This is a genomic window from Nocardioides sp. NPDC051685 (assembly GCF_044453405.1).
GTDB lineage: Bacteria > Actinomycetota > Actinomycetes > Propionibacteriales > Nocardioidaceae > Nocardioides.
Genome location: NZ_JBITCR010000001.1, coordinates 477,259 through 495,012, shown reverse-complemented (window position 1 = coordinate 495,012; position 17,754 = coordinate 477,259). Strand labels below are relative to the sequence as shown.

At 70.0% G+C, this 17,754-nt stretch carries 20 protein-coding genes; 12 read left to right on the top strand and 8 right to left on the bottom strand.

Annotation, left to right across the window (positions count from 1 at the left end; genetic code table 11):
* Positions 1 to 8 precede the first annotated feature (8 nt).
* Positions 9 to 1,319, top strand: a complete 1,311-nt coding sequence (gene purD, locus ACIA03_RS02465) for a phosphoribosylamine--glycine ligase (RefSeq protein WP_396978895.1) — start codon at positions 9 to 11, stop codon at positions 1,317 to 1,319.
* A gap of 92 nt (positions 1,320 to 1,411) precedes the next feature.
* Complete coding sequence (locus ACIA03_RS02460) at positions 1,412 to 1,690, top strand: hypothetical protein (RefSeq protein ID WP_396978893.1); 279 nt, start codon at positions 1,412 to 1,414, stop codon at positions 1,688 to 1,690.
* Between the two features lie 26 nt (positions 1,691 to 1,716).
* Here ACIA03_RS02460 and ACIA03_RS02455 read toward each other — a convergent pair whose 3' ends face one another.
* On the bottom strand, positions 1,717 to 2,931 hold the full coding sequence (locus ACIA03_RS02455; protein ID WP_396978891.1) for a DUF4032 domain-containing protein: 1,215 nt from the start codon (positions 2,929 to 2,931) through the stop codon (positions 1,717 to 1,719).
* A gap of 39 nt (positions 2,932 to 2,970) precedes the next feature.
* Here ACIA03_RS02455 and purB point away from each other — a divergent pair, with 39 nt between their 5' ends.
* The 3 genes from purB to ACIA03_RS02440 are packed head-to-tail and all read left to right on the top strand — an operon-like array spanning position 2,971 to position 5,757.
* A complete protein-coding gene (gene purB / locus ACIA03_RS02450) occupies positions 2,971 to 4,401 on the top strand; it encodes an adenylosuccinate lyase (RefSeq protein ID WP_396978889.1) in 1,431 nt (476 codons plus the stop codon).
* A gap of 5 nt (positions 4,402 to 4,406) precedes the next feature.
* Positions 4,407 to 4,799: an NUDIX domain-containing protein gene (locus ACIA03_RS02445; RefSeq protein WP_396978887.1), complete on the top strand. Its 393-nt coding sequence runs from the start codon at positions 4,407 to 4,409 to the stop codon at positions 4,797 to 4,799.
* A 40-nt stretch (positions 4,800 to 4,839) separates the two neighbouring features.
* Positions 4,840 to 5,757, top strand: coding sequence for an oxygenase MpaB family protein (locus ACIA03_RS02440; RefSeq protein ID WP_396978885.1), 918 nt, complete (start codon positions 4,840 to 4,842; stop codon positions 5,755 to 5,757).
* Here ACIA03_RS02440 and ACIA03_RS02435 read toward each other — a convergent pair.
* Entirely contained in the window at positions 5,744 to 6,061 is a 318-nt protein-coding gene (locus ACIA03_RS02435; protein WP_396978883.1) for an antibiotic biosynthesis monooxygenase family protein, read from the bottom strand. The two genes, ACIA03_RS02440 and ACIA03_RS02435, sit on opposite strands and share 14 nt — an antisense overlap.
* 58 nt (positions 6,062 to 6,119) lie before the next feature.
* On the opposite strand from ACIA03_RS02435, the gene ACIA03_RS02430 reads away from it, so the two are divergent.
* Positions 6,120 to 6,707, top strand: a complete 588-nt coding sequence (locus tag ACIA03_RS02430) for an antibiotic biosynthesis monooxygenase (RefSeq protein ID WP_396978881.1) — start codon at positions 6,120 to 6,122, stop codon at positions 6,705 to 6,707.
* Here the strand turns inward: ACIA03_RS02430 and ACIA03_RS02425 are convergent.
* A complete protein-coding gene (locus ACIA03_RS02425; protein ID WP_396978879.1) occupies positions 6,704 to 7,036 on the bottom strand; it encodes an ArsR/SmtB family transcription factor in 333 nt (110 codons plus the stop codon). The two genes, ACIA03_RS02430 and ACIA03_RS02425, sit on opposite strands and share 4 nt — an antisense overlap.
* An 86-nt stretch (positions 7,037 to 7,122) precedes the next feature.
* Here ACIA03_RS02425 and ACIA03_RS02420 point away from each other — a divergent pair, with 86 nt between their 5' ends.
* On the top strand, positions 7,123 to 8,331 hold the full coding sequence (locus ACIA03_RS02420; protein ID WP_396978877.1) for an MFS transporter: 1,209 nt from the start codon (positions 7,123 to 7,125) through the stop codon (positions 8,329 to 8,331).
* Between the two features lie 11 nt (positions 8,332 to 8,342).
* Here the strand turns inward: ACIA03_RS02420 and ACIA03_RS02415 are convergent, their stop codons facing one another.
* Together ACIA03_RS02415 and ACIA03_RS02410 are read right to left on the bottom strand one after the other, a co-directional pair.
* Complete coding sequence (locus tag ACIA03_RS02415) at positions 8,343 to 8,942, bottom strand: nucleoside deaminase (protein WP_396978875.1); 600 nt, start codon at positions 8,940 to 8,942, stop codon at positions 8,343 to 8,345.
* Positions 8,942 to 9,538: a hypothetical protein gene (locus ACIA03_RS02410; RefSeq protein WP_396978873.1), complete on the bottom strand. Its 597-nt coding sequence runs from the start codon at positions 9,536 to 9,538 to the stop codon at positions 8,942 to 8,944. The genes ACIA03_RS02415 and ACIA03_RS02410 overlap by 1 nt, the downstream gene beginning before the upstream one ends.
* Positions 9,539 to 9,603: 65 nt before the next feature.
* Between ACIA03_RS02410 and ACIA03_RS02405 the strand changes: the two genes are divergently transcribed.
* The 3 genes from ACIA03_RS02405 to ACIA03_RS02395 all read left to right on the top strand — a co-directional run bounded on the left by ACIA03_RS02405 (position 9,604) and on the right by ACIA03_RS02395 (position 13,242).
* Entirely contained in the window at positions 9,604 to 10,512 is a 909-nt protein-coding gene (locus ACIA03_RS02405; protein WP_396978871.1) for a phosphoribosylaminoimidazolesuccinocarboxamide synthase, read from the top strand.
* Between the two features lie 94 nt (positions 10,513 to 10,606).
* On the top strand, positions 10,607 to 12,169 hold the full coding sequence (locus ACIA03_RS02400; protein ID WP_396978869.1) for a long-chain fatty acid--CoA ligase: 1,563 nt from the start codon (positions 10,607 to 10,609) through the stop codon (positions 12,167 to 12,169).
* Between the two features lie 101 nt (positions 12,170 to 12,270).
* Entirely contained in the window at positions 12,271 to 13,242 is a 972-nt protein-coding gene (locus ACIA03_RS02395) for a hypothetical protein (protein WP_396978868.1), read from the top strand.
* A 43-nt stretch (positions 13,243 to 13,285) separates the two neighbouring features.
* Here ACIA03_RS02395 and ACIA03_RS02390 read toward each other — a convergent pair whose 3' ends face one another.
* Together ACIA03_RS02390 and ACIA03_RS02385 are read right to left on the bottom strand one after the other, a co-directional pair.
* Entirely contained in the window at positions 13,286 to 13,900 is a 615-nt protein-coding gene (locus tag ACIA03_RS02390) for a hypothetical protein (protein WP_396978866.1), read from the bottom strand.
* Between the two features lie 105 nt (positions 13,901 to 14,005).
* A complete protein-coding gene (locus ACIA03_RS02385; RefSeq protein ID WP_396978863.1) occupies positions 14,006 to 15,250 on the bottom strand; it encodes an MFS transporter in 1,245 nt (414 codons plus the stop codon).
* 79 nt (positions 15,251 to 15,329) lie between these two features.
* Here ACIA03_RS02385 and purS point away from each other — a divergent pair, with 79 nt between their 5' ends.
* Positions 15,330 to 15,581 (top strand): phosphoribosylformylglycinamidine synthase subunit PurS, encoded by a 252-nt coding sequence (gene purS, locus ACIA03_RS02380; protein WP_141794869.1) that lies wholly within the window; start codon positions 15,330 to 15,332, stop codon positions 15,579 to 15,581.
* Complete coding sequence (gene purQ, locus ACIA03_RS02375) at positions 15,578 to 16,246, top strand: phosphoribosylformylglycinamidine synthase subunit PurQ (protein WP_141801401.1); 669 nt, start codon at positions 15,578 to 15,580, stop codon at positions 16,244 to 16,246. The genes purS and purQ overlap by 4 nt, the downstream gene beginning before the upstream one ends.
* A 124-nt stretch (positions 16,247 to 16,370) precedes the next feature.
* Here the strand turns inward: purQ and ACIA03_RS02370 are convergent, their stop codons facing one another.
* A complete protein-coding gene (locus tag ACIA03_RS02370; RefSeq protein ID WP_396978860.1) occupies positions 16,371 to 17,726 on the bottom strand; it encodes a glycoside hydrolase domain-containing protein in 1,356 nt (451 codons plus the stop codon).
* Positions 17,727 to 17,754 lie beyond the last annotated feature (28 nt).

Sequence of the window (17,754 nt, the reverse complement as noted above, 5' to 3'; positions counted from 1 at the left end):
GTTGGCGCGTGACTTCTCGCAAGATCCTCGTCGTCGGCACCGGTGGTCGTGAGCACGCGCTCGCGCTGAAGCTCTCCCAGGAGGGGAACGAGGTGCACGCCGCGCCCGGTAACCCCGGGATCGCGGAGTTCGCCACGCTCCGGGACGTGGACATCATGTCCGGTCCCGCGATCGCTGCCCTGGCCGGCGAGCTGGGCGCCGACCTGGTCGTCGTCGGGCCCGAGGCGCCGCTGGTGGCCGGGGTCGCCGATGCCGTGCGCGACGCGGGGATCGCCGTCTTCGGGCCCTCCGGCGACGCCGCACAGCTGGAGGGGTCGAAGGCGTTCTCCAAGGACGTGATGTCCGCGGCCGGCGTGCCGACCGCGGGCTCGCGGGTGGTCTCGACAGGCTCGACCACCGGAGCCGAGGAGGCGGCCGCCGCGCTGGACGAGTTCGGCGCTCCGTACGTCGTCAAGGACGACGCCCTTGCCGCCGGCAAGGGCGTCGTCGTGACGCGTGACCGCGAGGAGGCGCTCGCGCACGCGGCCGGCTGCGAGCGGGTCGTGATCGAGGAGTTCCTCGACGGCCCCGAGGTATCGCTGTTCGCGATCTGCGACGGGACCCGGGCTTACGCGCTGCAGCCGGCCCAGGACTTCAAGCGGATCTTCGACGGCGGCAAGGGCAACAACACCGGCGGGATGGGCGCCTACTCGCCGCTGCCGTGGGCACAGCCCGACCTGGCCGACGTGGTGCTGGCGACCGTCGTGGAGCCGACGCTGGCCGAGATGGAGAAGCGCGGCGCCCCGTTCGTCGGGTGCCTCTATGTCGGGCTCTCCCTGACCGCCAAGGGTCCGAAGGTGATCGAGTTCAACTGCCGCTTCGGCGACCCCGACTCGCAGCCCGTGCTCGCCCTCCTGGAGTCCTCGCTCGGCGACCTGCTGTTCGCGGCGGCCACCGGCGCGCTGGACACCGTCGAGGCGCCGACCTTCTCCGACGGCGCCTCGGTCACCGTCGTGCTGGCCTCGGCCGGCTACCCGGAGTCGTCCTCGAAGGGCGACGTCATCACCGGTGTCGGCAACGCCAACTCGATCAACGACGTCGACGTGATCCACGCCGGCACCGCGATCGTGGACGCCTCCACGCCGGAGGAGCCCGACCACCGCCACCTGGTCACGGCGGGCGGCCGCGTGCTGGCGGTCCGCGCGAAGGGCTACGACATCGACGACGCGCGCTCGCGGGCATACGCAGCCGCCGACCTGATCACCTTCGACGGTCTCCAGCGGCGCTCCGACATCGCCGCCGAGCCGCTCGGCGTCGTCGAGGGCGCCTCGCTGCTCTAAGGCATCTCGGCCGACTACGACAGAGGGTCCGACCTTGTGAATCGTTCACAAGGTCGGACCCTCTGTCACAGTCGCTGAGTAGGCTCTCCTGCATGACCTGGGTCGTGTTCGGCGCTGCCTTCCTGCTGCTGCTCGGACTGCTGGTGGCGGCCTGCAACAAGGCGCTCCGCTCCTCCCGACGTGGCGTCTCGGCCGGGCTCGGCGACGGCCTCGGCAACTTCATCGACGTCTTCGACCCCGGCAACGCCCGCGCCGCACGCGAGCTCAAGGAGCAGGACAACATCGGCCACGTGATCCCCTCGCCCGACGGCGACGACCCGCCCCACGGGGTCGACCTGAAGGCCGGCCGGGTGACGATCCGGAGGACCTGACCCGCCCGAGCCGCCCGCCCGCGCGCTCAGTCCTCGGCGGGCGGGGTGACTGCCTCGTCGGGGCGGTGGGCGATGACGTCCTCGTAGTAGGACTCGGCGGCGTTGATGAGCTTGACCCACTCGCCGGCGAACTGGGAGAGCACCCAGCGGTGCTCGAGGATCTCGTGGAACATCTGCGCCGGGGTGAGCTTGGCGGCGGCGCCGGGTGGGCGCATGGCGACGATGGGCTCGTAGATCTCGCGCAGCCAGCGGCCGGCGGCGACCTCGATCGGCAGGTCGCCGAGCTCGCGGGTGGCGCGGAAGGCGGAGATGTCGTTGAGGATCCGCCGTGCCTGGGCGTCCTGGACGTCGAGCCCGGTCAGCGTACGCAGCTCGCGCCGGTGGTGGCCCAGCTCGACCACCCGCGGGCGGAGTGCGACCGTGGCGCCGTCCTCGCTGGTGGTGATGTCGAGCTCCTCGACGTCGAAGCCGAGGTCGTGGAGGCGCTCGATGCGCTGCTCGATGTGCCACATCTCCTCCGCGGAGAAGACCTGCTCCTCGGTGAGCTCGCGCCACAGCGCGTCGTAGCGGTCCTGCAGCCGCTCGACGATCGCGTCGATCGGGAAGGCCTCCGGCAGGGACTCGCTCGCCTGCAGGTCGAGCAGCTCGCCGTAGATGTTCTGGTAGGCGACGTCGAGGTCGTACTCCCGCAGCCGGTCGGAGAGCTCGGGCTTCAGCTCCCCGGTCTCGGCATCGACCAGGTAGGCGGCGAATCCGGCCGCATCGCGGACGAAGAGGACGTTCGACAGGGACACGTCGCCCCAGTAGAAGCCGGCCAGGTGGAGGCGTACGAGCAGGACGACCAGCGCGTCGATGAGCGCCGGGAGCCGGTCGGCTGCGAGCCCCCGCTCGAACAGCGCGCGGTAGGGGAGCGAGTAGGTGAGATGGTCGGTCATCAGCGCGGCGCCGAGGTCGTTGCCGTCGCGGTCCTTGCGGCCGGTCACGACGCTCTTCGCGACCACTGTCGGCAGCCCGAGGCGCTGCAGTTCGCGCAGCATGTTGTATTCGCGCCGGGCGATGTCGGCCTGGGTCTCCTTGACGGCGTAGATGTTGCCGCGCACGCGCACGATGCGTACGACATGGCGGCTCAGGCCGCGCGCCAACGGCACGACGACGTCGTCCGGCCACTCCTCCAGGGGGAGCGACCAGGGCAAGGTGTAGAGGGCCGGATCGGGCCGGCTGGCGAGCATCCGCAGGGCCATACCGCCACGTTAGTGGGGTGGCGCGCAGGTCATGGGAGAATGTCCACCGTGACTGTGGTGCCCAACGTCCTCGCCAACCGCTATGCCGCTGCCGACCTCGCTGGGATCTGGAGTCCCGAGCACAAGATCGTGCTGGAGCGCCAGCTCTGGATCGCGGTGCTCAAGGCTCAGAAGGATCTCGGCATCGACGTCCCCGACGGGGTCGTGGAGGCGTACGAGAAGGTCGTCGAGGACGTCGACCTCGACTCGATCGCGGCCCGGGAGCGGGTGACCCGCCACGACGTGAAGGCGCGGATCGAGGAGTTCGCCGCGCTGGCCGGCCATGAGCACATCCACAAGGGCATGACCTCGCGGGACCTGACGGAGAACGTCGAGCAGCTCCAGGTCCTCTCCAGCCTGAAGGTGATCCGCGACCGTGCCGTCGCGACGCTGGCCCGCCTGGCGCGGCTGGCGACCGAGCACGAGAGCACCGTCATGGCCGGCCGCAGCCACAACGTCGCAGCCCAGGCGACCACGCTCGGCAAGCGGTTCGCGACCGTCGCCGACGAGATGCTCGTCGGGCTCCAGCGGGTCGAGGAGCTCATCGCCCGCTACCCGCTGCGTGGGATCAAGGGCCCGATGGGCACCGCGCAGGACATGCTCGACCTGCTCGACGGTGACGCGGAGAAGCTCGCCCAGCTCGAGGAGCGGGTCGCGGCCCACCTCGGCTTCGAGAACGTCTTCACCAGCGTCGGCCAGGTCTACCCGCGCTCCCTCGACTTCGACGCCGTCTCCGCGCTGGTCCAGCTGGTCTCAGGCCCCTCCAACCTCTCGACCACGATCCGGCTGATGGCCGGCAACGAGCTGGTCACTGAGGGCTTCAAGGAGGGCCAGGTCGGCTCGAGCGCGATGCCGCACAAGATGAACTCGCGCTCCACCGAGCGGGTCAACGGCCTGTCGGTCGTGCTGCGCGGCTACCTGTCGATGATCTCCGAGCTTGCCGGTGACCAGTGGAACGAGGGCGACGTCTCCGACTCGGTCGTGCGCCGCGTCGCGCTCCCCGACGCCTTCTTCGCCGCCGACGGCCTCTTCCAGACCTTCCTGACGGTGCTCGACGAGTTCGGCGCCTTCCCGGCCGTGATCCAGCGCGAGCTCGACCGCTACCTACCGTTCCTGGCGACCACCAAGGTGCTCATGGCCGCCGTCCGCAACGGCGTCGGCCGCGAGGAGGCCCACGAGGCGATCAAGGAGGCCGCCGTCGGCACCGCGCTGTCGATGCGCAAGGGACAGGCCGAGAACGACGTCTTCGCCAAGCTCGGCGCCGACCCCCGCCTCGGCCTGACCGAGGAGCAGATCCAGTCGCTGGTCGCCGAGCCGATCGAGTTCACCGGTGCCGCCGTCGCGCAGGTCCAGGAGGTCGTACGCCGCGTGGAGGCCGTCACCGCCCGCCACCCCGAGGCCGCCGCCTACGCGCCGGGGGAGATCCTCTGAGTCCCGTGATCACCGTCGCGGCGGTCGTCTTCCGCGACGGTGACGGCCGGATGCTGACCGTCCGCAAGAACGGCACCGTGAGCTTCATGCTGCCCGGCGGGAAGCTGGAGCCGGGGGAGTCGGCCGCGCAGGCGGCCGTCCGCGAGGTGGCGGAGGAGCTCGGCGTACGTCTCCGGGTCGAGGAGCTCACGCTGCTCGGTGAGTTCGAGGCGGATGCAGCCAACGAGCCGGGTCATCTGGTGCGTTCGACGGTCTTCACCTGGGCCGGCGAGGTGACGCCGGACGCGGCCGCCGAGATCGCGGAGCTGCGCTGGGCGAGCCTGGCCGAGATCACTGACGGCGCCGACTTCGCCCCGCTGACCAGGGAGTACGTCGTCCCGGCCCTCCAGCCCGCCTGAACCCCGACGGCCGGCCAGCGCCCGGTGGCAGACTGTCGGTATGTCCGGGTACTTCGCCGCCAACTCGATGGTCGTCCGTGCGATGCGTCAGCGGGCGGTCGGCCTCACCTGGGGACAGCGGGCGCTGGTGATCGGCGGTCTGCACCCGCGGCTCTTCGTCGGCACGGCCCAGCACACGGCCCACCGAGCGACGCCCTACACCCGGCTCGCGCTGACCGCTCGGCTGATGGAGACGGTCTTCCTCGGCACCACCGAGGACGCCGACCGGGCGCTCGCGTTCACCGCGCGCCGCCACGTACCCGTCGACGGGACGATGGAGGTCGACGGCGGCCCCGCGCACCCGGTGGGTGCGCACTATTCGGCCGCAGACCCCGGCCTGATGTGGTGGACGGCGGCGTTTGCGCTCGACTCGGTCGAGTTCATGTACGACGCCCTGGTCCGTCCGCTCCGCCCGCACGAGCGCGAGGAGCTCTTCGACGGATTCGTGACCTGGGCGGGTCTCTTCGGCATGCCGGCCGAAGCCGCGCCGGCGTCCTATCCCGACTTCCGTCGCCGGTTCGACGCCTGGCTGTCGTCGGACGAGCCGCATCTCGTCGACGAGGCCCGCCTGGTCGGACGCCACATCGCTGGCACCGCCGGCTACCACCTCCCCGGTGGCACCCCGACCTCCGAGACGCTCCGGACCGTCGTCCAGGGCAGCCTCCCGCCGATCGTCCGCGAGCACTATGGCATCCCGTGGTCGGCCGCGGCCGAGGCGAGATGGCGGGCCGTACGCACCGCCAGCCGCCTCGCCCACGGCCGTCTCTCGCTCCTCGCTCCCACGCCGCTGCTGCGGGGGAGGAGCGAGCACTTCTACAAGGTCGTCCAGCGCGGCGAACAGTCCTTGGTGCGTCGAGGCGGCGTCAGCATCCCCGGCGTCTCTGACGTCTCTGACGCCCCCGACCTCAGGCAGGCTTGACGTCCAGCACGACCTCGAACTCCAGCAGGTCGGCTCCGGTGGAGACCGGCTTGCGCGGCGCCTCGCCCGGTGGGGTCGCGTGGGCGGCCCGGGCATCGCCGTCACGCCAGGCCGCGAAGGACTCCTCCGAGTCCCAGTGGGTGACGACGAAGTAGCGGTCGTCGCCGGCGACCGGGCGCAGCAGCTGGAAGCCGAGGAAGCCCGGCGACTTGTCGACCGTCCCGGCCCGAGCCGCGAACCGCTTCTCGAGCTCGGCGCCCGCACCGGCCGGAACCTGGATTGCATTGATCTTCACCACAGACATGCCGCAAACCTATGCGAGGGCTGGGGACGAGGCGTACGTGCCTGCGACGATGGACGGCATGTCCGACCCGGTAACCGTGACCATCGCCCGCCGCGTCTCCGTGGAGCGCCGCGACGAGATGGTCGCCTGGATGCAGGCGGGGATCCGGCTGGCCAGCGAGTTCCCCGGCTTCCTCGGCGCGGGCTGGGTGCGGCCGTCGCCCGACTCCGACCAGTGGCACCTGCTCTACCGGTTCGACTCCCACGAGACCCTGGGTCGGTGGGACAACAGCCGCCAGCGCGGCTGGTGGCTGGGCGCGGGCGAGCCGTTCGTCGAGGAGACCCGGATCGAGCGGCGTACGGGCATCGAGGGCTGGTTCGACCCGCCGAGCACCTACGACGTCGAGCAGGTCTCCGGGGTCGCGTCGGCGCCGCCGCGGTGGAAGCAGACGATCACGATCTTCCTGATGTTCTACCCGGTCAGCCTGCTCGCCAACTGGGCGCTCGGGCCGCTCGTGGCCGGCTGGGCGCTGCCGCTGAAGGTGCTGGGCGTGATGGTCGTGACGCTGCCGTTCATGACGTACGCCGGGCTGCCGTGGATCACCCGCAACATGGAGTGGTTCCTGCACGGCCGGCCCGCTCCCTGGCGCCGAGGCGCCGACCGCTAGGGCCGCGGGCCGCTCGCCTCGGCGGAGAGCACGGCGTCGAGGAGCCCCGGGAACCGGGCGTCGAGGTCCTCGCGCCGCAGCGAGAGGCGCCGGCCACGGCCGTTGGCCTCGTTGCGGACCACCCCGGACGTACGCAGCACCTTCATCAGGTGCGACTTGGTTGACTTCGGCACGTCCGGGCTGCTCAGCTGGCATTCCGCCATGTCGAGCGGGCCGTCGGCCAGCTGGCGGGCGATCGCCAGCCGCTCGGGGTCGCTGAGCGCGAAGAGGACGGTCGTCAGTGAGATCTCCGACCGCTCAGGATGCGGAAGGTCCGGGGAAGAACTCATGGTTCGATAATAGTTGCACAGTCGACGGAAGGCACGTACTCTCGAACGAAAGGTTCGAAAAAATTCGAACGATGGATGGAGTGGTGATGTCGGCAGAGGTAGTGAGCGGCGTGACGACGGACGCCGTCTCGGGGCGGCGGCTCGGGGCCGGGGTGGCTCTCGGGGCGGTCGTGCTGATGATGGCGGGGGCCAGCGCCCCCTCGCCGTTCTATCCCGACCTCCAGGTGGGCCTCGGGCTCCAGCCCTGGGTGATGACGGCGGTCTTCGCCGTCTACGCCGTTGCCCTGCTCGGCACGCTGCTCGTGTTCGGCTCGGTCTCCGACCATGTCGGCCGGCGGCCGGTGGTGACCGTCGGGTTCGTCCTCCTGGCGGCCAGCTTCCTGATCTTCCGCGGTGCCGATACCGCCGCCGCCCTCTTCGAGGCACGGATCCTGCAAGGGATCGCGAGCGGGCTGCTGCTCTCGACCCTGTCGGCCGCCGTGACCGACTTCGAGCGGCCGTCGCGACCTGGTTCCGCGGCGGTGGCCAATGCCGTCGCTCCGATGGTCGGCCTGGCGGTCGGTGCCGTCGTGGCGGGCGTGGCCATGGAGATGGCCGGCGACGCCCGGTCCATCGTCTTCGACGCCCTCGTCCTGCTGTCCCTGCTGCTCGCGGCAGGTGTCTGGCTCGTGCCCGAGACCGCGCCCCGCCACGAGGGCCTGGTGGCCTCGCTGCGTCCGCGGATCGCGGTGCCGCCGGTGATCCGGGGCCTGCTCGCCCGCAGTGTCCCGGCGATCTTCGCCGGCTGGGCCACTGGTGGGCTGTTCCTCTCCCTCGGCGCCGCGATCGTGCGCTCCGAGCTGGGCGCGACCAACCACATCCTGCAGGGGCTGGCGATCGGCGCCCTCGCCGGCGCGGGAGGGCTGGCGTCGTACGTCTTCCGGCACCGCTCGGCGCGGACGACGACGCTCTACGGCACCGCGGCGCTGGCCGCCGGCACCGTGCTCAGCCTGCTCGCCCTCCTGACCGGTTCGGTGGCGGCGTACCTCGTCGCGGTGGTCATCGCGGGCACCGGCTTCGGCACGGCCTTCTTCGGCATCCTGCGCTCGATCATGCCGCTCCTCCCCGCCCATGAGCGGGCGGAGGTCTTCGCGGTGATCTTCATCGTGTCCTACCTGGCCTTCGGCATCCCCGCCGTCATCGCCGGGGTGCTCACGCCACAGCTCGGGCTCGCGGCCACGACCTACGTCTACGGCACCGTCGTGGCGGTGCTCTCCGTGGCCGCCGGGCTGCTGCGCTGGCGCAGCGGCGACTGAGCGGGTGCGCCTCAGGGGTGGGCGATCGCGCCGCCACCCTTCCGCTCCTGGTACGCCGCCGAGAGCTCGTCGTAGGTCCGGCTGAGCCGGGCGAGCTGCTCGGGGTCGGCGAGCGGGGCGAGGCCGCTGCTGGTGAAGTAGGCGTTGGTGCGGTTGTAGAGGTCGCGCCCCGGGTCGGCCTCGTCGCGGTCGGGATCGGGGACGGCGTAGACGCCCTTGAGGATCGCCAGGTCGTAGGGGATCGCGAAGGAGTCGGCCGAGTCCTGGTGGCTGAAGAGATAGGCGAACTCGGGGAACCCTGACCAGGCGATCCCCGACAGGCACAGCGAGCACGGCTCGTGGGTCGCCAGCAGCAGGCAGTCGGCCGGCGCGGGCCGGTCCTCGGCCGGCAGCTCGAAGAAGCGCTTGATGGCATGGATCTCGCCGTGCCACAGCGGGTTCTCGGTCTCGTTGTTGGTCTCGGCCACCACGAGGGACAGGTCCGCGCGGCGCAGGATCGCGGCGCCGAAGATCTTGTTGCCCGCGGCCACCCCGGCACGGGTCAGCGGGACGATCTCCTGCTCGATCACGTCCAGCAGGCGGCGTACGTCCGACTCGTCGGTCAGGTCCATCAGACCAGGGCCTCGCCGCCGTGGGTGGCGAGCTTGCGGGCGACCTCGGCGAGGTCGGCGCGCCAGATCTCCTCGGGGCCGGGCGGCAGGATGTCGTCCCAGTCGGGCGAGAAGCTGCCACGTATCGAGAGCAGGTCCTTCGGGCGGGCGAGGAACCACATGTGCAGGTGCTCGGCGCCGTCGCCGATCCGCATCGCGTGGCAGCGGGCGATGTTGGGCAGGCTCTCGATGATCCGGACGAGCCGCACGGTGAGGACACCGAACTCGGCGGCCTGGTGCTCGTCGAGATCGGGCAGGTCGTAGTGCTCGAGCGGCTCGAGGATCAGCACCACCGGCAGTCCGGACTGCTTCAGGTGCTTCACCCGCCAGGACTCGTCCTGCCAGATCACGTCGGGCCGGTCGGTGGCGCACAGGTTGCAGTCCACCCCGCCCTCGCCGCTGCGAGGCTCCTCGGGGGCCGGGGGAGCGAGGGGCTTGGGGGCGATCTGCCCGTCGCGTACGACCCACGGGAAGACGTCCCACTCGGTCACGCTCGGCGCGGGCAGGTGGCCGCCGGCCTGGACGCGGGCGTAGATCTGATCAGCTGTCTCGGCCATGGTTCGAACCATGCCACAGCGGGCGGAGATGTAGCACGCAGTTAGTCGTCTCTTAGGCTGATCCTGTGGCTGAACTCAACATCCCCCCGGCGCCGGCGATCCCGGGCGCGAAGCACCTCCACTCCGGCAAGGTGCGCGACCTCTACGAGCTGGAGGAGGGTCCTTACGCCGGCCAGCTCCTGATGGTCGCCAGCGACCGCATCTCGGCCTTCGACCACGTCTTCGACGCGGTCATCCCGGACAAGGGCGAGATCCTCACGAAGCTGTCGCTGTGGTGGTTCGAGCAGTTCGAGGACCTGGTGCCGACCCATGTCCTCTCGACCGACGTGCCGGAGTCGGTGGCCGGCCGCGCGGTGGTCGCCCAGAAGCTCCACATGCTTCCCGTCGAGTGCGTCGCGCGCGGCTACCTGACCGGCTCGGGCCTGCGTGAGTACGAGAGCACCGGCGAGGTCTGCGGCATCCGGCTCCCGGCCGGTCTGGTCGACGGCTCCCGGCTCACCCCGCCGATCTTCACCCCGGCGACCAAGGCCGAGCTCGGCGACCATGACGAGAACGTCACCTACGAATACATCTCCAAGCTGATCGGCGAGGACGACGCCGCCGCGGTGCGCCGGCTGACCCTGGCGGTCTACCAGCGTGCCGACGAGATCGCCCGCGGCTGCGGCCTCATCCTGGCCGACACGAAGTTCGAGTTCGGCGTACGCCAGGACGACCTGGGCATCCGCACGATCGTGCTCGCCGACGAGGTGCTCACCCCGGACTCCTCTCGCTACTGGGACGCGAGCCAGTGGCACCCGGGCGCCGCGATCCCCAGCTTCGACAAGGACGTCATCCGCCGCTGGCTGCTCTCGCCCGAGTCCGGTTGGGACCGCGCCGCCGGCGGTCCGCCGCCGGACCTGCCCGAGGAGATCGTCGCGCGCACGCGGGCGAAGTACGTGGAGGCGTACGAGAAGCTCACCGGCCACCGATTCTGAGACGCGTGTCGCACTAATAACCTGGACTCGGTTTCCTGCGGGCCTACTTGCGGGTAGGTTTGTGACGCGTAACACGCACACGACTGGAGGCCATGTGTCCACGTACAACCTTGCTTCGCTGCTCGAAGACTCCGCGGCGAACTATCCCGAGCGCACCGCGATCGTGCTGGGAGACGTCCGTCTGAACTATGCGCAGGTCAACGGCGCCGCCAACCAGGTCGCGAACCTGCTGGCGAGCAAGGGCATCGGCGCGGGTGACCGGGTCGCCCTGATGAGCCCGAACCTGCCCTACTTCACGATGGTCTACTTCGGCATCCTCAAGGCCGGAGCCACCGTCGTGCCGCTCAACGTGCTGCTCAAGGGACGCGAGGTGGCCTACCACCTCAAGGACTCCGACGCGAAGGCCCTCTTCGCCTTCGAGGGCACGCCGGAGCTCGCCATCGGCGCGGAGGCGCACGCCGGCGCGCAGGAGGCCGGGGTCGAGAACTTCTTCCTGATCACCGCCGACCCGACCGCCGCGTCGCCGATCGAGGGTGTGACCACCCTCGGCCAGGGCATCGGGGCCCAGCCGCCGACCTTCGACACCGTGGCCACCGACGAGGACGACACCGCGGTCATCCTCTACACCTCCGGCACCACCGGCCAGCCCAAGGGCGCCGAGCTGCGCCACCGCAACATGCGCGACAACGCACTGGCCGGTGCCGAGCTCTTCGGCGCCGACGCCGAGCGGCCCGACACCTACCTCGCCGTGCTGCCGCTCTTCCACGCGTTCGGCCAGACCGTCGTGCAGAACGGTGCGATCGCCTTCGGCGGCACCGTCGTGCTGCTGCCCCGCTTCGACGCCGCGGCCGCGCTGGCGACGATGCTCAAGGAGAGCGTGAGCTTCTTCGCGGGCGTGCCGACCATGTACTGGGGGCTCCTCGGTGCCCTCTCCGAGGACATCGACGTGGCCACCCTCGCCAAGAACCTGCGCGTCGCCGCCGCCGGTGGCTCGGCCCTCCCGGTCGAGATCCACAAGGAGTTCGAGAAGCGCTTCGGTGTCACCATCCTCGAGGGCTACGGCCTCTCCGAGACCTCGCCGGTGGCGTCGTTCTCGCTCTACGGCCAGCCGGTACGTCCGGGCTCGATCGGTGTCCCGATCCCCGGTGTCGAGATGCGCCTGATCGATCCGGCGTCGTGGGACGACATCGAGTGGACCCCCGACGCGATCGGCGAGATCGCGATCAAGGGCCACAACATCTTCAAGGGCTACTACAACCGCCCCGAGGCCACCGCCGAGGTGCTCACTTCGGAGGGCTGGTTCCGCTCCGGCGACCTCGCCAAGCGTGACGAGGACGGCTGGTACTACATCGTCGACCGAGCCAAGGAGCTCATCATCCGCGGCGGCTTCAACGTCTACCCGCGTGAGATCGAAGAGGTCCTGCTGACCCACCCGGCGGTCTCGCTGGCCGCCGTGATCGGCGTCCCGCACGACTCCCACGGTGAGGAGATCAAGGCCGTCCTCGTCCTCAAGCCCGGCGCCTCCGCGACCTCCGAGGAGATCGTCGCCTGGTCGAAGGAGCAGATGGCGGCCTACAAGTACCCGCGCATCGTCGAGATCGTCGACGCCCTCCCCATGACCGCCACCGGCAAGATCCTCAAGCGCGAGCTCAAGTAGGACATTCCGTACGCCGGCAGGTGCCGTAGCTCGAAGATCGCAGTCACGTGGTGGCTGCGATCTTCGAGTTTACGGGTAAGCGTTGGGGTAGAACGGACGGTGTGGACCACTCGGGGAATGCGAAGCAGCCGTTCGACCGTGACGGGATGGAGCGGCTGCGCGACGAGGTCCAGGGCGGGGTCATCTCGAGGAGACAGCTGCGTGAGCTCCATGCCCAGGACCATGACATCCGTCGCCTCGTACGCAATCGCGAGCTCGCCGCGATCCATCCCGGGGTTTACGTCAATCACACCGGCAATCCGACGTGGGGCCAGCGTGCCTGGGCGGCAGTGCTGGTGTGCTGGCCAGCTGCTCTCACGGGTCGCTCGGCGCTGCCGAAGCCGCCGGAGCGAGGTCCCATCGAGGTGATGGTTCCGATGAATCGCACCGTGCGCGCACCCGATGGCGTGATCGTCCGGCGGCGCGCTCGGTTCGATGGGTACGTCGACTGGGCCGCCTACCCGCCCCGGCAGCTGCTCGCTGAGGCGGCGATCGACGCAGCAGCCGAGGGGAGTGATGTGGGTGAAGCGTTCTCGATGCTTGCCGACCTCGTTCAGACCAAGGCTGCGACGGCATCGGCCCTGATTCAGGCTCTCGGCTACCGCAAACGGTTGACCGACCGGAGCCTTCTGACCGAGCTGCTCGAGGACCTGAAGGCCGGCGCGTGCTCGGTCCTCGAACGGGAGTACCTCCGCCGCGTCGAGTGTGCCCATGGTCTGCCGGCGGGCGAGCGCCAGGTCGCCGACTCGATCCAGGGCGTCTCGGTTGAGCGTGACGTTGTCTATGCGGCGTACGGGCTGGTCGTGGAGCTCGACGGCCGTGCCTTCCACGGCAGCGCTGCAGCTCGAGACGCCGACCACGCTCGTGATCTGGATGCTGCCGTCGCCCGCAAGGTTCGGACTGCTCGGCTGACCTACGGCCAGGTGCTCGGTGACCCTTGCCGGACGGCGGCTCGCATCGGTGAGCTGCTTCGGCTCGGGGGTTGGGACGGTCAGGTTCGCTCGTGCCCGGACTGTCCGGCGGACACTGCGTGACCAGCTCGAAGATCGCAGCCACCGAGTGACTGCGATCTTCGACCTACGGCCCGATGTGATCGTTGCGATCCACGCCGAGGGCGTCGAGAGCCGCCTCGACCGCGGCGATCCGCCCGGCTCGGTCGGCTGGGATGAGTTCGACGGAAGCGTGACCGTCGGCGATCCGGATGCCCAGGAGGGTGCGGTTGGCGTGAGGGAGCCGTTCGACTCGCACCTGGAAAGCTCGCGCTCTCCGGTCGAGGATCCATCTCGGCTCCGTGTCGCCCATACCCCAGACCTCGATGAGACCTGGACGGACGCCGAGAGCGATCGCCGCACCGTTGTTGAGGCCGACCAGGTTCACACCCAGCGCCCGTGCGTGACCCCTGGTGCCCTTCGATGCGAACCCCGTGACGACGGCGGCATCGGGATGGGCTGCAAGAATGCGCCCGGCGAGGACGCGTCGGCGCCGGGTCATCATCGCCGTGACCAGGGCGATCCCGACCGCGATCAGAGCCCATGACACGACCACGGTGATCAGGACCTCGATGGCTCTGCCCTCGGCGCCGAACGCCCGGGCCATCAGTAAGGCAGCAAGTGGTGCGACACCGAGCGTGACCTTCACAAGATGGTTGCGACGCTCTGCACGTTTGTTGAGCCGTATGCGTGGTGTGCGCATCACGGGATCTCCAGTCTCCACGAGCACAGAATCATCGCGTGTCCGGACGTGGCGGGCCATGTCATTGCGGGACCGCCGGCCGGCACGGGGTGTGAAGCCCGGCGGTCACCCGCCGGGTCGCTCACGCCGCGACGGTGTTTGGAATCGGAGCATCTCGCGCGAGGTGGCGCCGGCGGCGGCCAGCGCGAGCAGGCAGGTGATGCCACCGCTGACCAGGGCGAACGAGCCGGAGGTCAGCTGAGCGACGGCACCGCCGCGGAGGTTGCCGACCTCGGGCCCGCCGACGCCGACGATCATCTCGATCGCGGCCGTCCGGCCGCGCAGGTCGTCGGGGACGGCGAGCTGGATGAGCGTGCCGCGGGTGACCACGCTGACCGAGTCGGCGGCTCCGGCGACGGCGAGCAGAGCAAGGCAGAGCCACGGCGACGTGGCCAGTCCGACCGCACCGAGGCTGAGGCCCCACACGGCGGCGGCGGTGATGGTGATCACGCCCGGACGGCTGCGTCGGGTGAACGAGCCCGAGACGAGGGAGGCCGCGACGCCACCGACCGCGATCGCGGTCAGGAACAGCCCGAGCGTACGTGGGTCGCCGCCGAACCGCTCGTCGTTGATCAGGGGGAACAGGCTCACCGGCATGGCCAGGACGGTCGCCGCCAGATCGACGAGGAGCACGCCGCGTACGACGGGCTGGGTGGCGGCGAAGCGCAGTCCTTCCAGGACTCCGCCGCCGCTCTTGCCGGCGGCCGGAGCGAGGGCGGGGAGGCCGAGGACCCCGAGGAAGCCGGCGGCGAAGGAGGCGGCGTCGACGGCGTACGCGATCTCGAGACCCGCATAGCCGATGATCACACCGCCCAGCGCCGGACCCAGGAGCATCGATCCCTGGAAGCTCAGCCGGTTGAGGGCGAGCCCCGCGGCGACCTGGTCGGCCGGGAGCAGGCGCGGGATCACGCCCATGCCCGCGGGGGCGGCGACCGCGCCGGTGGCGGCGATCAGCCCGACCAGCGCCAGGACGGGCCCGATCGATGCGGGTGAAATGCCGAGCCACAGTGCCTGAGCGACCAGCAGCAGGGCCAGCGTGAGCTGGACGACGGTCGTGGCCATCAGGATCGAGCGCCGGTCGGCGCGGTCCGCCACGGAGCCGCCCCAGAGCCCGATCGTGAGCATCGGGACCAGCTGGGCGAGGGCGACGCTGCCTGACCAGAACGGGCTGTGGGTCGACTCCCAGACCTGGTACATCACTGCGACGACCGAGACCTGCCCACCGAGCCCCGAGACCGCCCGCCCGATGAAGAACCGGCGGAAAGCGGGTGACGTACGCAACGGCGTGATGTCGATCAGCAGATGGCGCACGAGGAGCGATCGTAAAGAGCGGGCGGGGCAGGGGCGAACGGTTTAGGTGAGCGGCGTATGGCCCACCTAGACTGCAGCCATGCCTCGCGTTGTCGTCGACGTCATGCCCAAGCCCGAGATTCTCGACCCGCAGGGGAAGGCCGTGCTCGGCGCCCTGCCGCGGCTCGGGTTCACCGGGGTCACCGAGGTCCGTCAGGGCAAGCGGTTCGAGCTGGAGATCCCCGAGGTCACCGACGACGCGCTCGCCCAGATCGAGAAGCTGGCCGAGACCTTCCTGGCCAACACGGTGATCGAGAACTACGTCGTCCGCGTGGAAGAGCCGGCGAAGTGAAGATCGGCGTCATCACCTTCCCGGGCACGCTCGACGACGTCGACGCCCAGCGCGCCGTCCGCGTCGGTGGCAACGAGGCCGTCGCGCTGTGGCACGGCGACCACGACCTCCAGGGCGTCGACGCGGTGATCCTGCCGGGCGGTTTCTCCTACGGTGACTACCTGCGCTGCGGTGCCATCTCCCGCTTCGCCCCGATCATGACCGAGGTCATCGAGGGGGCCCAGAAGGGTCTTCCGGTCCTCGGCATCTGCAACGGCTTCCAGATGCTCGTCGAGTCCCACCTGCTCCCCGGGGGCCTGCTGCGCAACGACCACCTCAAGTTCATCTGCCGCGACCAGAAGCTGCGCATCGAGAACACCTCGACCGCCTGGACCTCCGCGTTCACCCAGGACCAGGAGATCGTGGTCCCGCTGAAGAACGGCGAGGGGCAGTACGTCGCCGACGCCGACACCATCAAGCGGCTCGAGGACGAGGGCCGCGTCGTCGCTCGCTACCTCGACGTGAACCCCAACGGCTCGGTCAACGACATCGCCGGCATCACCAACGAGGCCGGCAACGTCGTCGGCCTGATGCCCCACCCCGAGCACGCGGTCGAGACCCTCACCGGATCCGGCACCGACGGTCTCGGGTTCTTCACCTCGCTGGCCGAGAAGGCCTTCGCCTGAGGAGGTTCCTCCAGCAAGGCGGTGTCCTGGCCTGTCGAAGGGTATGCAGGTCAATGCACACATCCCGCGCGGAGTTCCGCGCGGGATGTGTGCGTTCGGCTGCATACCTTGACGAAGGAACACCTCAGCGGGCGTGCGAGAGGTCATACCAGGTGATGTCCGTCGCGAAGCCGTTGACGGTGCGCCCGAGGCGTCGCTGGTAGTTGGTCAGGCCGACGTGGGTGGTCCAGTCCAGGACACCGGTGACCTTGACCCGCTCCTCGGTCCGGGTGGTGGAGTTGAGCGCGCGCTGGAGGTCGCGGACCTGGTCCCCGGCGGAGCCGCGCTTGAGGATCGGGTGCCGGTTGGCGGCCCACAGCGTCTTCCAAGCGCCCCTGGTCCACAGGTCCCGGACGACCAGCCCGTGCGTACGCTGCCAGTCGTGGACCGCGGCCCGTAGCGCGGAGCCGTAGTAGCCACTCATCACGCCGTCGAAGGTGCCCCGGGTGCTGAGCATGCACTTGAGCGCCTTCACGTACGCCGCCGGCGGGGTGTAGCTGCTGGTCGCCGGCTGGAGGTCGGGGTAGTAGTCGAAGTCGACGCGTACGCCGCCACACCTGACGACCGCCGGGGCATAGGAGCCGCGGCCGACGTCGAGGTAGTCGGTGTCGATGTTGATCGTGACACCGCCATGGGTCTCGTCGTGGCCGCCGCGATACTGCTTGACGCGGTCGTGGTCGCTCCACACCGAGTCGGGGATGTAGGTCGTGGATGTGTTCGCCTTGCCGTCCCAGTCGGCGATCCACAGATCCGCCGGATAGGTGAACCCCGCCGGCTGGGCGCGCAGGACGTCGTAGATCGCCTTGATCCCCGACGCCGCGCTGGAGTACATCGCCGAGCGGTAGCCCAGCACCTTGATCCGGTAGCTCCAGGCCGAGATGAACCACATCGCCGACTCACGACACGTCCGGTTCGTGATGTCGAAGGCCTCCAGGTCGTAGAACATCGTGCTGCCCGCCGCGATCCCGTACGCCTGGGCCGCGGCCACGGCCGCGTTGGCCTCGTTGATCGCCTGACGCCTCGCCGCCGCGTAACCGTCGGCAGGGTCGGGGTTGATCTTCGGGTCGTCGCCGTAGCGGGGATAGCGCGGGTTGCACGATGCCTGCGGGCCGAGCGTGACCGGCAGCAGCCGCCAGCCCCGGGCCTGCTGGTTGCGCACCCAGGTCGCCGAGAGGTAGGTCTGGACGCGGCAGCCACGCGACTTGCCAGCGATGTAGATGCCCACGCCGGTGAAGTTCGAGTCCTTCCACCACTGGTCCATCGCGGTCTGCGACGGTGCCTGGCACTGGTCGAAGCCGAAGCCGGTGAAGTTGCCCGGGGTGACCGGGTTGGCGGCTGTCGCGGGGCCGGCCGAAGCCAGCCCCGCGACAGTCAGGATGCTTGCGATGACGCCGACGGCAAGGATGCGCCGGGCGTACCCGTGTCTGGTGAAGCCCCTCATGGTGTGTAGTTATCAGATCCGTGACCTG

Excerpts from the sequence above, each read along its gene's own strand:
- ACIA03_RS02460 (WP_396978893.1), top strand. The coding sequence starts at position 1,412 with ATGACCTGGGTCGTGTTCGGCGCTGCCTTCCTGCTGCTGCTCGGACTG.
- ACIA03_RS02455 (WP_396978891.1), bottom strand. The coding sequence starts at position 2,931 with ATGGCCCTGCGGATGCTCGCCAGCCGGCCCGATCCGGCCCTCTACACC.
- purB (WP_396978889.1), top strand. The coding sequence starts at position 2,971 with ATGTCCACCGTGACTGTGGTGCCCAACGTCCTCGCCAACCGCTATGCC.
- ACIA03_RS02440 (WP_396978885.1), top strand. The coding sequence starts at position 4,840 with ATGTCCGGGTACTTCGCCGCCAACTCGATGGTCGTCCGTGCGATGCGT.
- ACIA03_RS02435 (WP_396978883.1), bottom strand. The coding sequence starts at position 6,061 with ATGTCTGTGGTGAAGATCAATGCAATCCAGGTTCCGGCCGGTGCGGGC.
- ACIA03_RS02430 (WP_396978881.1), top strand. The coding sequence starts at position 6,120 with ATGTCCGACCCGGTAACCGTGACCATCGCCCGCCGCGTCTCCGTGGAG.
- ACIA03_RS02425 (WP_396978879.1), bottom strand. The coding sequence starts at position 7,036 with ATGAGTTCTTCCCCGGACCTTCCGCATCCTGAGCGGTCGGAGATCTCA.
- ACIA03_RS02420 (WP_396978877.1), top strand. The coding sequence starts at position 7,123 with ATGTCGGCAGAGGTAGTGAGCGGCGTGACGACGGACGCCGTCTCGGGG.
- ACIA03_RS02415 (WP_396978875.1), bottom strand. The coding sequence starts at position 8,942 with ATGGACCTGACCGACGAGTCGGACGTACGCCGCCTGCTGGACGTGATC.
- ACIA03_RS02410 (WP_396978873.1), bottom strand. The coding sequence starts at position 9,538 with ATGGCCGAGACAGCTGATCAGATCTACGCCCGCGTCCAGGCCGGCGGC.
- ACIA03_RS02390 (WP_396978866.1), bottom strand. The coding sequence starts at position 13,900 with ATGCGCACACCACGCATACGGCTCAACAAACGTGCAGAGCGTCGCAAC.
- purS (WP_141794869.1), top strand. The coding sequence starts at position 15,330 with ATGCCTCGCGTTGTCGTCGACGTCATGCCCAAGCCCGAGATTCTCGAC.
- ACIA03_RS02370 (WP_396978860.1), bottom strand. The coding sequence starts at position 17,726 with ATGAGGGGCTTCACCAGACACGGGTACGCCCGGCGCATCCTTGCCGTC.